Annotated in this window: 11 protein-coding genes, 1 tRNA gene and 1 riboswitch; of the genes, 6 read left to right on the forward strand and 6 right to left on the reverse strand. The window is 71.5% G+C overall.

Going from position 1 to position 13,562, the window contains the following annotated elements; genetic code table 11:
* Positions 1–10: 10 nt before the first annotated feature.
* Positions 11–688, reverse strand: a complete 678-nt coding sequence (locus ABZ573_RS16740; RefSeq protein ID WP_358118870.1) for a GPP34 family phosphoprotein — start codon at positions 686–688, stop codon at positions 11–13.
* Positions 689–811: 123 nt separating this feature from the next.
* On the opposite strand from ABZ573_RS16740, the gene ABZ573_RS16745 reads away from it, so the two are divergent.
* The 3 genes from ABZ573_RS16745 to ABZ573_RS16755 all read left to right on the forward strand — a co-directional run bounded on the left by ABZ573_RS16745 (position 812) and on the right by ABZ573_RS16755 (position 4,301).
* Positions 812–2,125: a hemolysin family protein gene (locus tag ABZ573_RS16745; protein WP_358118947.1), complete on the forward strand. Its 1,314-nt coding sequence runs from the start codon at positions 812–814 to the stop codon at positions 2,123–2,125.
* Entirely contained in the window at positions 2,118–3,161 is a 1,044-nt protein-coding gene (locus ABZ573_RS16750) for a hemolysin family protein (RefSeq protein WP_358118872.1), read from the forward strand. Before ABZ573_RS16745 ends, ABZ573_RS16750 begins: the two co-directional genes overlap by 8 nt.
* Positions 3,162–3,305: 144 nt before the next feature.
* Positions 3,306–4,301, forward strand: coding sequence for a C40 family peptidase (locus ABZ573_RS16755; protein WP_151454348.1), 996 nt, complete (start codon positions 3,306–3,308; stop codon positions 4,299–4,301).
* Positions 4,302–4,380: 79 nt separating this feature from the next.
* Here ABZ573_RS16755 and ABZ573_RS16760 read toward each other — a convergent pair whose 3' ends face one another.
* Positions 4,381–6,405 carry a peptidoglycan recognition family protein gene (locus ABZ573_RS16760; protein ID WP_358118874.1) on the reverse strand — a complete coding sequence of 675 codons (2,025 nt, stop codon included), beginning with the start codon at positions 6,403–6,405 and terminating at the stop codon, positions 4,381–4,383.
* Positions 6,406–6,643: 238 nt separating this feature from the next.
* A riboswitch (cyclic di-AMP (ydaO/yuaA leader) is annotated at positions 6,644–6,777 on the forward strand.
* 66 nt (positions 6,778–6,843) lie between these two features.
* On the opposite strand from ABZ573_RS16760, the gene ABZ573_RS16765 reads away from it, so the two are divergent.
* Complete coding sequence (locus ABZ573_RS16765; RefSeq protein WP_358118876.1) at positions 6,844–7,830, forward strand: NlpC/P60 family protein; 987 nt, start codon at positions 6,844–6,846, stop codon at positions 7,828–7,830.
* 54 nt (positions 7,831–7,884) lie between these two features.
* Here ABZ573_RS16765 and dcd read toward each other — a convergent pair whose 3' ends face one another.
* Positions 7,885–8,463, reverse strand: coding sequence for a dCTP deaminase (gene dcd, locus ABZ573_RS16770; protein ID WP_121397319.1), 579 nt, complete (start codon positions 8,461–8,463; stop codon positions 7,885–7,887).
* A 78-nt stretch (positions 8,464–8,541) separates the two neighbouring features.
* On the opposite strand from dcd, the gene ABZ573_RS16775 reads away from it, so the two are divergent.
* Complete coding sequence (locus ABZ573_RS16775; protein WP_132235313.1) at positions 8,542–9,093, forward strand: pyridoxamine 5'-phosphate oxidase family protein; 552 nt, start codon at positions 8,542–8,544, stop codon at positions 9,091–9,093.
* Between the two features lie 140 nt (positions 9,094–9,233).
* Here ABZ573_RS16775 and ABZ573_RS16780 read toward each other — a convergent pair whose 3' ends face one another.
* A complete protein-coding gene (locus tag ABZ573_RS16780) occupies positions 9,234–10,220 on the reverse strand; it encodes a zinc metalloprotease (protein ID WP_151454352.1) in 987 nt (328 codons plus the stop codon).
* Positions 10,221–10,642: 422 nt separating this feature from the next.
* Here ABZ573_RS16780 and ABZ573_RS16785 point away from each other — a divergent pair.
* A tRNA-Gly gene (locus tag ABZ573_RS16785) sits at positions 10,643–10,716 on the forward strand.
* Between the two features lie 151 nt (positions 10,717–10,867).
* Here ABZ573_RS16785 and ABZ573_RS16790 read toward each other — a convergent pair.
* Entirely contained in the window at positions 10,868–12,070 is a 1,203-nt protein-coding gene (locus ABZ573_RS16790; protein ID WP_358118879.1) for an MFS transporter, read from the reverse strand.
* Positions 12,071–12,522: 452 nt separating this feature from the next.
* Positions 12,523–13,314: an alpha/beta hydrolase gene (locus ABZ573_RS16795; protein WP_358118881.1), complete on the reverse strand. Its 792-nt coding sequence runs from the start codon at positions 13,312–13,314 to the stop codon at positions 12,523–12,525.
* Between the last annotated feature and the right edge of the window lie 248 nt (positions 13,315–13,562).

Consider the following 13,562-nt stretch of genomic DNA (forward strand, 5'->3'; position numbering starts at 1 on the left):
CCGTCGTCGTTCAGGAGGTCGTGGTGATGATCGTGGTGGTGACGGCCGTGGTGGTCGTGATCAGGATGACCGCCTGGATCTCCTCGATCGCCTTCTTCGTGGCGGCGGACGCCCAGTCCCCGGCGGCGATCTCGGTCAGCCGGCGCTTGACGTGCTCCTTCGGCAGCTCCGCGAAGAGCTTGCGGTCCAGGCCGACGGCCCGGACGAGGCCGATGAGCGCGGCCGTCCGCCCGTCCACCGGGCCGTCCGCGGCCACGGCGGCGACCATCCGCTGCCGGGCCTGCGTCTCCACCGCCGGCTCCGCGCCGGTGGTGGACGGATAGCGGGTACGCGGAAAGACCCACAGCACCTTGTCCGAGTCGCGGCGCAGCACGCCGGCGGTGACCAGCCCGTCCAGCACCTGCTCGGGCAGGTCCTTGGCGAGCCGGCTGACCCAGTCCTTCGGCTTGCGCCGCTTCGGCTCGGTGGCGATCCGGGTCAGCGCGTCGTCGAGCTGCCGCTGCCCGACGGGGGTCGGATCGGTCACCACGAGCCGGTCGTCGGCGACCTCGACCCGACCGGCGAGCGTCAGCTCCAGCAGCAGGGCGCCGGCCAGGCCGTAGTCGAGCGTGGGCCGGCCGAGCTGGTTGACGCCCGCGTCGTCGTAGCCGAGCAGGGCGAGTTCGTGGGCGAGCGTGAGCGGGGCCATGCACCCGACGGTAGCCGGGGCCGGCGAGCCCGGCAGATCTTCCGCCCGTGACCGGGGCCGCCGCCCGTGCGAGAATTTCGCCGAGGTGAGACGACCATCGATGGCCTGCTGCTGACCACGCTGCTGCCCCTGGTCGGCTTCGTGCTGCTGACCGGCGGCAACGCGTTCTTCGTCGCGGCCGAGTTTGCCCTGGTCACGGTGGACCGCCCCGAGATCGAGCGGCGGGCGACCGCGGGTGACAACCGGGCCGCGACCGTACGCCGGGCGCTGCGGGAGCTCTCCTTCCAGCTCTCCGGGGCGCAGCTCGGCATCACCCTCACCGCGCTGCTCACGGGCTACCTGGCCGAGCCCGCCCTGGCCCGCCTCTTCACCCCGCTGCTGCGGCCGGTCGCCGGGGACGCCGCCGGCCGGTTCACCCCGTTCCTCGCCCTGGCCCTGGCCACCCTGCTCTCCATGCTCTTCGGCGAACTGGTGCCGAAGAACCTCGCGCTGGCCCGGCCGATGCCCACCGCCCTCGCGACCGCCGGCCCGATGCGCGCCTTCTCCCGCGCCTTCGGCTGGCTGATCCGGGCGTTGAACGACTCGGCGAACCGCCTCGTCCGGCTGCTGGGCGTGGAGCCGCAGGAGGAGCTGGCCAGCGCCCGCTCGCCGGAGGAGCTGGGGCTGCTGGCGGCCATCTCGGCGCGGGCCGGGGCGCTGCCGCCGGACACCGCCATGCTGCTGCGCCGGACCATCCGGTTCGGCGACAAGCGGGCCGCCGAGGCGATGACCCCGCGGGTCGACGTGGTCGCGCTGCGGGCCACCGCCACCGTGGCGGAGCTGCTGGCGCTGTCCCGCCGGACCGGGCGGACCCGGTTCCCGGTGTACGAGGAGACCCTCGACCTGGTGACCGGCGTCGCCGGGGTGCCGGACGCGCTGGGCGTGCCGCTGGCCCTGCGCGGCTCGACAACGGTCGGGTCGGTGGCCCGCGAACCGGTGTACGTGCCGGAGAGCCTGGACCTCGACGGCGTACTGGCCGCACTCGGCAGCGCGGGTGCCGACCTCGCCATCGTCGTCGACGAGTACGGCGGCACCGACGGCGTGGTCACCACGGAGGACCTCGTGGAGGAGCTGGTCGGGGAGATCGCCGACGAATTCGACCCGGCCGCGGTGGACGACGCCGGCGCGGTCGGGCTGAGGGTGCCGGGCGGGGAGCGGACGGTCCTCGTCGACGGGGTGCTGCGCTCCGACGAGCTGGCGGAGCAGACCGGCTTCCGGCTGCCCGAGGGGCCGTACGAGACGCTCGCCGGGTTCCTGATGGCCCGGCTGGGGCACATTCCGCTCGCGGGCGAGACGGTCGACGAGTCGGGCTTCGAGTTCACCGTCGTGGAGGTCGAGCGGCACCGGATCGAGCAGGTCCGGGTGCTCCGTCCCGAGGAGCCGGACGGCGATGCCTGAGCTGCTGGTCACCGTCGCGCTGCTGCTCGGCAACGCGTTCTTCGTGGGCAGCGAGTTCGCGCTGATCGCGTCCCGGCGCACGGTGGTCGAGCCGTTGGCGGCCGGCTCGAAGCGGGCCCGCTGGGCGTTGTCGGCGATGAACCAGATCCCGCTCATGATCGCCGGGGCGCAGCTCGGCATCACCATCTGCTCGCTGGGGCTGGGCGCGATCGCCGAGCCCGCCCTCGCGCACCTGCTGGAGCCTGCGTTCCGCGCGGCGCGGCTGCCGGAGGGGGTGGTCCACCCGGTGGCCTTCGTACTCGCCCTCGGGGTGGTGGTCTTCCTGCACACCGTGGTCGGCGAGATGGTGCCGAAGAACATCACCCTGGCCGGGCCGGAGCCGTCGGCGCTCTGGCTGGGGCCGGCGATGCTGGCGTTCTGCCTGGCCACCAAGCCGCTGCTGGTGGCGATGAAGTGGGCGTCGCGCCGGGTGCTGGGACTGTGGCGGGTCGAGGCGACAGAAGCCGTGAAGACGGTCTTCACCGCCGAGGAGCTGGCCGGGCTGGTGTCGCAGGCGCGTACGGAGGGGCTGCTCGACGCGGAGGAGCACGCCCGGATCACAGGCGCGCTCGCGTTGCACAGCCGGACGGCCGCCGACGCCCTGCAACCGTGGTCCACGGTGACCACGGTGGCCGAGGACGTCTCGCCCGCCTCGCTGGAGGTGCTGGCCACCCTGACGGGGCGGTCCCGCTTCCCGGTGGTGCAGCGACACACCCGCCGGGTGCTCGGCTTCGTGCACGTCAAGGACGTGCTCGGGTACGCGGGCGCGAGCCGGCGGGCCCCCGTGCCGGCGGACGTCTACCGGCCGTTGGCGGTGGTGCCGCCGGACCGTACGCTCGCCGACCTGTTGCTGTCGATGCGCCGGGAGCGGCGGCACATGGTGCTGGTCAGCGACGGTCGCCGCCCCCTCGGGGTGGTCACGCTCGACGACGTATTGACTGCGATCGTCGGCAGGCGGGCCGACACCCTTGGTACGCAAGCGGTTGCGCAGGCGTGAAGTGGCCCTCGATCGCCTTGATTCCGCTGCCGGCCTTCCCTAATGTTGGGCACCGGCCGCTGTGGGTCGTCTGTCTCGCCCCTCTTCCCTCGCGCGAGGCGCCAAGCGGCCGGGTTGCAAAAGGAGTCGGTGCCGGTGGCAACCATGCCCCCTCATCGTCACGCACCGGGACGGTCTGCTCGTCCGGGTGGCCTGCGCAGGGTCGCCCACCGTCTGCTCACCCTGGTCGCCGCGGCGGCGGTCGGCGCCGGCATGCTGGCCGCGCCCGCCCACGCCGAGCCCTCGGTCGACGAGATCGAGGCCGCGATCGACCAGAAGTGGGAGCAGCTCGAGCCCACCATCGAGCAGTACAACAAGGTGCGGGCGCAGCTGAAGGTCAACCGCAAGAAGTCGGAGGACCTGCAGAAGAAGATCCAGCCGTTAGCGCTGGAGAGCGAGCTGGCGATGGACCGGGTCGGCGATCTCGCCTCCCGTTACTACATCTCCGGCCCGTCCCACGACATCGGCGCGCTGCTGGTCAGCGCCAAGCCCGACACGCTGACCGAGCAGCTGACGCTGCTGGACCGGCTGGCCGCGCAGGAGCGCAAGCAGCTCGAGGGCGTGACCCGGGTCCGCCAGAAGTACGACACGGAGAAGCAGAAGCTCGACACGCTCATCGTGTCGCAGACGAAGCAGCAGAACGACCTGGCCGCGAAGAAGAAGCAGATCGACGCCGACATCAAGAAGCTCGAGGCGTCGATGCCGGTGACGACGGTCAAGACGGAGAAGTGCCCGACCATCAACGGGGTGGTCAGCGAGAAGGCCCGCACCGCGATCCGGACCGCCTGCGCGCAGGTCGGCGACCCGTACGTCTGGGGTGCCACCGGCCCGAACTCGTTCGACTGCTCCGGCCTCACCCAGTACGCCTACAAGGCGGCGGGGGTCCACCTGACGCACTTCACGGGTGCGCAGTGGAACGAGGGCAAGGCCATCCCACGCTCCGAGGCGCGCCCGGGTGACCTGGTCTTCTTCAAGTCCGACCTGAGTCACGTCGGCCTCTACCTCGGCAACGACAAGATGGTGCACGCGCCGCGGGCCGGCAAACCGGTAAACGTCTCCAGCATCAACACGATGCCGGTGGCCGGGTTCCGCCGGCCCTGACGGGCCAGCTCGTCCCGCACCCGCAACGACACGAGGGCCCCCGGTCGGATCGACCGGGGGCCCTCGTCGTGCGGTGGGATCAGCGGGGCGCGCCCAGCGGGGACGGCACCAGGTTCACGTCGTCCAGGTTGACGTACATGATCCGGTGACCGAACTGGACCTGCACGTACCTGTTGTCGCCCCGGACGACCGTCTGGTCGTGGGGAGCGGAGCCGTCGAACGTGGTGGCCCGGTAGTACTCGCCGGGGAGCAGGTTGCCGACGGCGTACCGCTGGCCGGCCGAGAGCGTGTACTGCAGCGGCGAGATCGCCTGGTACGGCACGCCCTCCGGGTACGCGGCCTGCTCCGGGTAGGCCCGGCCGTACACCGGGATGGTGGCCTTACCGGCCTTCGGGGTCACCACGAACCCGACGGTCCACTTCGCCGTCGGCTTGGCGGCCGGGTTGTGGAACCACCCCTTCTGGCCGAGGTACCAGATCGCGGTCCAGTCGCCCTGCACCTCGGCAAGCGCGTACGTCTGTCCGGCCGAGACCCGGGCGCCGTGGTCGGAGACGTACGTGGTGTTCGGGGTGCCGTCGGGCCGCAGCGCGATGTCGTTCAGCAGTGGCGCGTCGTGGCTCGGCGCGTTGTGCAGGAACAGCGCGGAGGAGCCGCGCAGCGGGCAGGGGGCCGTCGCCGGGGGCGGGTTCGGCACGCCCGGGGGCTGCCGGTTGCAGCCGGTGAAGGGCGGCTGGTTGGTGGCGAAGTCCGGGTCGATGGTGACCAGCCCGGTCCGGTGCGTGCCGGTCGACTTGAACGGCGCCTTGAGCAGGTCGAAGTAGTGCGACCAGTTCCAGTACGGTCCCGGGTCCCAGTGCATGCCGCGCACGTTCGCGGCGACGGTGCCGGGGACGTTGTCGTGCCCGATGATGTGGTTGCGGTCCAGCGGGATGTTGTACGCCCGCGCCAGGTGGCGGACCAGCTTGGCGGAGGTGCGGTACATCGCCTCGGTGTACCAGGTGCCGTGCCCGGCGAAGCCCTCGTGCTCCAGGCCGATGGACTTGGAGTTCACGTACCAGTTGCCGGCGTGCCAGCCGACGTTCTTGGTCTTGATGTGCTGGGCGATGTGCCCGTCCACCGAGCGCAGGGTGTAGTGCCAACCCACCCGCTTCGGGTCCTTGACCAGGTTGACGCTGGGGCCGAAGTAGCCCTCGGTGTCGTGGATGACGATGTACTCGATCTTCTGCTGGGTGGGACGGTTGCCCAGGTCGTGGTTGCCGTAGTCGCCCAGGGTGGGGCCGTAGTTCTCGTACGGCGCCGGGATCCACTCGCAGGAGATGTCGCTCGGGCACTCCAGCCCGTCCGGCCGGGCGAGCTTGCGCAGGCGCAGCCGGTCCAGCCAGGAGCGGTCCGGCTGGACCGCCCGGCCGGCCAGCGTGACCCGCTGCCCGTCGTCGGTCACCCGGCTGTCGCCCGTGGCGATGGTGGCGTACACCTCGTTGGCGAAGGCCGCCGCGGCGTCGGCGCTGTCCGCGCCGGAGTACCGGGCCACCGCGCCGTACCAGGCCGCCGGGTCGGTGCCGGCGCCGACCGGGGCGCCGATCTCCTTCTGGTACGCGGCCAGCAGCGCCGCGCCGCCCCGGATGTTCGCCGTGACGTCCGTCCGCAGCGACTCCTCGCTGGCGCCGGTCAACTCGGCGGCGGCGTCGACGGTCCGCAGCGCGGCCTCGGCGGGCGGCGTGGCGGCCGGCGGCTCGCCCGCCTCGGCCAGGGACGGGCGGGAGTCGTCGCCGCGCGGGTCCTCGGTGCCCTCGTCGTGGTGCGTGCCGCCGGCGAGGGCGGTGACGTGCTCGGCGTCGGTGAGGTGCATCGGTCCGTAGCCGCCGCTGGTGCTCGGCGTGCCGGCGTTGGTGTCCCAGCGGGACTGCAGGTAGGAGACCCCGAGCAGGACGCTCTCCGGTACGCCGTACTCGGCGGCCGCGGCGGCGTACTGCTGCTGCCGGTCGTTCACCGGCGCTGCCGCGGCGGCGGATCCGGCGGCGGTGAGCGGCGTCGCCGCCATGGCGGCGGCCACGGCGGCGGCCAGCAGGACGCGTCTGCTCCTCGATGTCGCTGACAGGTGCATCAGACCCCCAGTTCGGACGGGCAAAGGTGGGGTCACCTTCGCCCCGCCCGCCGCCTCTGGTCAATACCTTTCCGTCAGACACTTCAGAAGGAAGAAAATCTTCGTCGCCCGGGTTGCGGATCCGCCCGATCCGGGTGGGTACGGAGTGTCACTGCCCGTAGGGTTGCGGATCGATAACGGTCGTCTCTACTCTGGTCATTCGTCGGCCGGTGACATTCCGTCCAACCAGGGCGGTGACGGTCCGACACCGCCGAGTCGCTCCCGAGCGAGCCGGGGACCCAGGTTCCCCGGGGTGAATCCGCAGTCCTGCGGTAGGGCGCCCCTTCCCGCCCGAACCCGTCAGCTAACCCGGTAGGCGGTACGGAAGAAGGAGTACGAAGCCCGGTGGCACACCATGCCCCGCGGCCACCGTCGGCCCGGTCGGCCCTCGTCGACCCGGTGACGGCTGCGCCGCGCCCACGCTGGTACCGCTGCACCACCGCCCTCGCCGCCCTGGCCGCGTTCGCCGTCGTCCTGACCGGCGGCGCCACGGCGGCCCACGCCGAACCGACGGTCGCCGAGATCGAGCGGCAGATCGACGAGGACTGGAACAAGCTCGAACCGATCATCGAACGGCACAACGCCACCCGCCAGGACCTGGCCGCCAGGCGGAAGCAGGCCGACGCGCTCGCCGCGCAGATCGGGCCGCTGGAGAAGCAGGTCGACCAGGCGATGGAGAAGGTCGGCGCGCTGGCAGCCCGCGCCTACAAGGGCGAGAACGTCTCCGCCGTCAACGCCCTGCTGGGCAGCCGCTCGCCGAGCGAGATGATCGGGCAGCTCGAACTGCTCGACCAGTTCGCCCAGCACCAGCAGCAGGACGTGCGGCAGGTCGCCGAGTTGCGCGACCGGCTGGCCGCCAAGAAGGCGCCGCTGGACGAGATGGTCGTCCAGCTCAGCCGCACCGAGGCCCAGCTCGCGGCGAAGAAGAAGCAGATCAACGCCGAGATCGACCGGTTGCAGAAGCTACGGCTGCGGGTCTACGGCAACGGCGGCGGCGGGCCGCTGCGTCCCGCCCCCTGCCCGGCCGGCTATCCCGGCGGCCCGGCCGGCACCGCCGTGAAGTTCGCCTGCGCGCAGATCGGCAAGCCCTACGTCTGGGGCGCCGAGGGGCCGAACTCGTACGACTGCTCCGGCCTGATGCTCGCCGCCTGGGCGAAGGCGGGGGTGTCGCTGCCGCACAACGCCGCGCAGCAGCGCCGGGCCACGGCGTCCGTGAGCCGGGGCGAGCTGCGCCCGGGCGACCTCGTCTTCTACTACAGCGACCTGCACCACGTCGGCATGTACGTCGGCGGGGGCTGGGTGGTGCACGCCTCCCGCGCCGGGGTGCCGATCAAGATGAAGAAGGTCGACGACGGCCCGATCCACAGCTACGGCCGACCCGGCTGAGGCACGCGGAGGGTCCCTGCCCGGCGGGGGCCCTCCGCAGGCACGCAGGTCGGGTCAGCGGGTGGGCCAGGTGCGCCAGTGCTGCCAGGAGCGGCTCGGGGTCGGGCCGCGCTGCCCCTGGTAGCGCGAGCCGTAGACGGCCGAGCCGTACGGGTGCTGCGCCGGCGACGAGAGCCGGAAGATGCAGAGCTGACCGATCTTCATGCCCGGCCAGAGGGTGATCGGCAGATTGGCGACGTTGGACAGTTCGAGGGTCACGTGACCGGAGAAGCCCGGGTCGATGAAGCCCGCCGTGGAGTGGGTGAGCAGGCCCAGCCGGCCCAGTGAGCTCTTCCCCTCCAGGCGGCCGGCGAGCTGGTCGCCGAGCGTGATCACCTCCAGCGTCGAGGCGAGCACGAACTCGCCCGGATGCAGCACGTACGGCTCGCCCTCGGGCACCTCGACCATCGACGTGAGGTCGTCCTGCTGCTGCGCGGGGTCGATGTGGGTGTAGAGGTGGTTGTTGAAGACCCGGAAGAGCTTGTCCAGGCGTACGTCGATGCTGGACGGTTGCACCAGCGCGGGCTCGAACGGCTCCAGCGCGAGCGTTCCCGCCTCGATCTCGGAGGCCAGGTCGCGGTCGGAGAGCAGCATCCGCACACCTTAGCGACCGACACGCGTGACCTGCGTGTCGGAGTGCATCTTCGTACAATTGTTCGATAGAATGCCGGCATGGCTTCCTGGTCCGAATTCGCCGCCGACGAGCCCCGCCTCGCCGACGGGATCCGCCTCCTCATGCAGCAGTACGGGCCGGGCTTCGGCTACCTGGCCACCGTCCGCGCCGACGGCGGTCCCCGGGTGCACCCGGTGTCCCCGGTGATCACCGACGAGGGGCTCTTCTGCTTCGTCGTCGACTCGCCCAAGCGGCGCGACCTGGAGCGCGACGGCCGCTACGCGCTGCATTCGTTCCCGCCCGAGGAGAGCGACGACGAAGCCTACGTCGCCGGCCACGCCCGGCCGGTGACCGACCCGGCGCGGGTCGCCCGGCTGGCCCGCAGCCACCGGGCCGCGCCGCAGGTCGACTGGCGGGTCTTCGAGTTCACCGTCGATGTGGCGATGCTGGCCCGCCGCGAGTCCGGCGTCGCGGGCGGCGCCAGCGAGTGGCACGGCCGGCCCGCCGTCCAGGTGTGGCTCGACCCCCGCGCGGCCGCCGCCGGCACCGCGCTGGTGCCCGAGACCCGGTCGGGGCGCGTCGGCGACCACGCCGCCCGCCCCGCCGCCTGAGACGCGGTGCGGCGCCCCGGGCCGTCCCCCTCCGGGGCGCCGCACCGTGACCACCGCCCGACCCCCGCGTGCCCGGCCGCACAGACGCCGGTGCCGGCCCCGTCGAGCGAGGCCGGCACCGGTGGAGTCGTACGGCGTAACTACGCCGCGCGGTACGCGTTCCAGGCGGTCAGCATGCGGCTGGCCTGCCCGGCGGTGAACTGGTACATGCAGGAGTCGTAGCTGTAGTCCATGAAGTTGGTGATCGGGTCGACGCCGGGGGCGGTGCAGGTGTTCCGCCCGGTCGGGCAGCCGGAGGCCGGCGACGCCTCGGCAGCGGTGTCGCTGACGCTGTCGCCCGAGCCGGAGCAGCCACCCTGGAAGGTGTGGTAGAGGTTCAGCCAGTGGCCGACCTCGTGGGTGCCCGTGTCGCCCTGGTTGTAGTTGGTGGCGGTGCCGCCCGGCAGCGACTCGCTCAGCACGACGACGCCGTCCATGCTGTTGAGGTTGCGGGTCGGGAAGGTCGCCCAGCCGAGCAGGCCGTTGCTCAGCTCACCCAGGTAGATGTTGAGGGTGTTCTTGCCGCCCGTACGCAGCGAGGTCTTCATCGACCGCTCCGCCGAGGAGCCCTGCACGATCGGGTACCAGGACGGGTTCGTCACCCGGTTGATCTTCTGGAGCTGGAAGCTGAACGCGGTGGACGCGCCGCCGGTGGCCCCGCTGAACGACTGGTTCAGCACGTTGATCTGCGAGTTGACCATCGAGTCGGGGATGTTGCCGCCGGCCCGGGTGCTGTTCTCCTGGATCACGTGCACCACCACCGGGATGGTGACGGCGGCGGCCATCGTGGAGGCCCCGGCGCCGGTACGGAACCGGGCCCGCTCGCGCAGCGCGGCGGCCATGTCGGCCTCGCGCTCGCGGGTCTCCGCGAGGGTCAGCTCGTTCGGCTCGTGCTTGGCGCCGCTGCCCGGCTTGACGCGGGCGTCCGAGTGGACGTCGGCCGGCTCGACGCAGACCTCGGTCGGGGCGGCGGAGAAGGCCGAAGCGGCCGGTACGACCCCCACGGCGGCGGTGCTGAGCAGCAGCGCGAGGGTCGTCGACGCGACGCCGGCCGTACGCCGGGTCAGCAGGTTGGGACGGAGTCCCATGGGCCCACCTCTTTCTGGCGACGCGACAGGGGGTATGTCACGCCGTGACTGGAACGATGGGCAGACGTTACAACCCATCGATGAATTTGAGAATGGCCATATGTTGCCGCGGTGGAAATTTCCTGGCAGCGGCTGGGCGCGCATCGACGTTGCTTGACGCGGGACGCGACCCGCGGTCCGGATCCGGGCCACGGCGGGCGGCTCGGGCACGTCGTGCCACGTGGCCGGGCGGTTCGTGGCTGACGGTGACGCGGCGGGGTGGTGGCGTGGCTGGCGTGGTGGCGGCGGGCGGTGGCGCGGAGCGATCTTGGTAAGTTGAGGCCCCTCCGGGGGCCGTTAGCTGCCAAGATCGTGGCGCCGGGTGGTGTCGGAGGGGTACCTGGGTGCAGCGTCGTGACGACTCAGGTACAGTGGTGCCGCCTGCGGGTGTAGTTCAATGGCAGAACATCAGCTTCCCAAGCTGACAGTGCGGGTTCGATTCCCGTCACCCGCTCCACGCGAAAGGCCCTGGTCAGGACGCAGATCCCGACCGGGGCCTTCGACGTTCCCCGAGCCCGTGATCATGCCACGGGCCACTACCGGCGCCGGACCACTCTGCGGCCATGCCGTCGTCCGGGTCATCGGGCTGCGTCCGGCCCGCCTTCCTGTCACGGCGAAGCGATCACGAGTGGGCCCCGACGTCCCAGCGCCCACACGGTGAGCGCGAAGCAGCAGAGCACCGCTCCCGCGATCGTGATCGCTGTCCAGCCGCCCGCAGACCAGAGCGTGATCGCGGCGGCGGAGCCGATAGCAGCGCCGATGAAGTTGCCGGTGGCCAGCGCCGTGTTGATCCGGCTGCGGGCCTCGTGGGACAGGGCGAACAGCCGCGCCCGGTTGAGGAGAGCCTGCGTCTGTAGGGCGACATCGAGCATGATGATCGCGATGATGGTGAGTACGACGGAGCGGCCGGCGAACGCCGCGACGACGAATGCGCCGAGGGCCAGGACCCAGGCCGTGCCGGTGGCCGCAAGCGACCAGCCGCGGTCGTGCAGACGACCGCCGTGCAGGCCGGAAAGGACACCAGCGAGGCCGGCCAACCCGAACAATCCGATCACCGCTACCGGGTACCGGAACGGTGGGCCGCTGAGCAGGAACGTCAGCGCCGTCCAGAACAGCGAGAACGTGGCGAACCCTGTGGCGGCCAGGACCAGCGTCCATCGGGCTGCCCGCTCCCGCATGACCACCGCGCCTACCGAGGCGATGAGCTGCGGGTACGGCATGCGCGTCCGCGGTGCCAGCGGTGGAATCGCGCGGTAGAGCACGACCGCGAGCAGGACGGCGACGATCGCGGCGAGGGCGAAGATCGTACGCCACCCGGCGGTGCCGGCGACCAACCCGCTGATCGTGCGGGAGGCCAGGATCCCGGTGAGGGTCCCGGACCCGACGACGCCGACGATCCGACCGCGGTGGGTGTCGCCGGCCAGGTCCCCGGCGAGCGGTGTGAGGACCTGCCCGGAAATCGTCGTCATGCCGAGCACGCCCAGTGCGAGGAGGAGTAGACCGATCGACGGCGCCAGCGCGCACAGCAGCAGTGCGGCGGCCGAGGTCAACAGCATCACCGGGACGAACCGGCGGCGGTCCAGGACGTCACCGAGCGGTACGAGCAGCAGCACGCCGACGGCGTACCCGATCTGCGTCGCGGTGACGAGCCAGCCGGCTGTCGCGGTCGCGGCGCGCAGGTCGCCTGCAATGAAGCCGAGTAGCGGCTGCGCCCAGTACAGGTTGCCGATGGCCACGCCCGCCGCCAACGCGAACAGGAACGTCAACCGACGGCTCATCTTCGACGGCGGTGCCCTGCGGGGTGCTGCCACCCTGCCACGCTAAAGCGCGGTATCAGGGCGCGGGGCCCAGCAAGGGCCTGAGCGTGGCAGGGCCGCGCATCCGCCGGAATGTCCACATTCTTTCCCGGCACCCTTCAGGCGTGCTCAGACATTTCGACACGGCGGGCAACGACAGTCCCCACCGGTGGGGCCGCAATAGGGAACCGGACGCTGCCATGGCGATCGCGCGGGTATGGCTCGTTGCGTTCGCCGGCCAGCGGGCGGCATCGTCGCCTTGGCAGATCGGATGTGCACATCTGCCTGCGATCAGCCGGTCTGCTACACAGCTCCGTCAGGTGATGTGCGGCAAGGTCCGGCGATCGAGGGGCGGCAGGTCAGCCGCCCGACCAGAGCCCTGTCATGCCGAGTAGCGGATGGGCTTCAATCCGCTCGGGTTCCGCCGCCCTATGGGACCGCCGATTCTCAGCCGCTCGTTACCCACGTCAGCATCGCTTGCCAGTGGCCGGCGAGGGCGTGTGTGCTGCGTCCTCGCTGATGCGAATCTTGGCGTTGGGTATCCGTGCGGCGATCAGCGGTGCGTCGGGAACGGCTCGGCCGGGGTCGTGTCGACCAGCCCAGATGAGGACGCGGCAGGGGACGTCGCGCAGGCGGAACCCCCATGGGCGGATGTCGGTGGCGAGCCAGTCGCCGGCCAGCCCGGCCGCGCCTTGGCGGGCACCTTCGCGGTTGGACTCCTCGTAGGGCTGCATCCAGGGGTCCTGGCCCGCGGCAAGCAGTTGCCGATGCTGTTTGAGCGGATCCTCGGCATACCATGCGGCGGCGCGGGTCACGTAGCGGGGCCCGAACCCCGGAACGGTCCGCAAGGCCCACGCCTGAAACCGCTGCCAGCCACCCACCGTGCGCAGCTCTCGGTAGGGGCCGGTGAAGCCTGCGGCGACCACCCCGGTCAGTCGATGCGGGAACCGGGCCCCACAGGCCACGGCGTACGGCGCGCCGCCAGAGAACCCGATCAGCCCGAAGCGCTCGATCCGCAGAGAGCTCATCAGTGCACCGACGTCGTCAGCGACCCCGAGGAGCGTCGGCTGTCGGACAGGTGTGGACCGACCGTACCCGGGCCGGTCCACGGTGATCAGGCGGACACCCGCCAATGCCGTGTCGTCCGGGCGGCTGATCCGCGAGCCCGGCGTGCCGTGCAGGAACACCACCGGCGGCCCGTCCGGATCGCCGTACTCCGCCCAGCCCAGGACCCGGCCGTCCGGCAGCGTGAAATCCATATCGCCCCTCCGCTAGACGCCCGACGCGACACCCAGCACAGCGCATGGAAACAGTCGCCGTATTGTGCAGCGGGGCAAATGTCGAAGCGTAATCACATGCCGCGATCAGCGCACTGAGGTATCGCAAATCGGTCTGCGGACGTCTATCGCATATCGGTCGGCGAAGGGCAATAGCGCGTGCTACCGCGCCCGCACCGGCTGGAGACCGGCGACCGGGACCAGGCTGTGACGACCGCCAGGGTGGTTGG

It is taken from the genome of Micromonospora sp. NPDC007220 (assembly GCF_040634035.1).
GTDB classification, from domain to species: domain Bacteria; phylum Actinomycetota; class Actinomycetes; order Mycobacteriales; family Micromonosporaceae; genus Micromonospora; species Micromonospora reichwaldensis.

Coding starts and splice junctions, on each gene's coding strand:
- ABZ573_RS16740 (WP_358118870.1), bottom strand. CDS start 688: ATGGCCCCGCTCACGCTCGCCCACGAACTCGCCCTGCTCGGCTACGAC.
- ABZ573_RS16750 (WP_358118872.1), top strand. CDS start 2,118: ATGCCTGAGCTGCTGGTCACCGTCGCGCTGCTGCTCGGCAACGCGTTC.
- ABZ573_RS16755 (WP_151454348.1), top strand. CDS start 3,306: ATGCCCCCTCATCGTCACGCACCGGGACGGTCTGCTCGTCCGGGTGGC.
- ABZ573_RS16760 (WP_358118874.1), bottom strand. CDS start 6,405: ATGCACCTGTCAGCGACATCGAGGAGCAGACGCGTCCTGCTGGCCGCC.
- dcd (WP_121397319.1), bottom strand. CDS start 8,463: ATGCTGCTCTCCGACCGCGACCTGGCCTCCGAGATCGAGGCGGGAACG.
- ABZ573_RS16775 (WP_132235313.1), top strand. CDS start 8,542: ATGGCTTCCTGGTCCGAATTCGCCGCCGACGAGCCCCGCCTCGCCGAC.
- ABZ573_RS16780 (WP_151454352.1), bottom strand. CDS start 10,220: ATGGGACTCCGTCCCAACCTGCTGACCCGGCGTACGGCCGGCGTCGCG.
- ABZ573_RS16795 (WP_358118881.1), bottom strand. CDS start 13,314: ATGGATTTCACGCTGCCGGACGGCCGGGTCCTGGGCTGGGCGGAGTAC.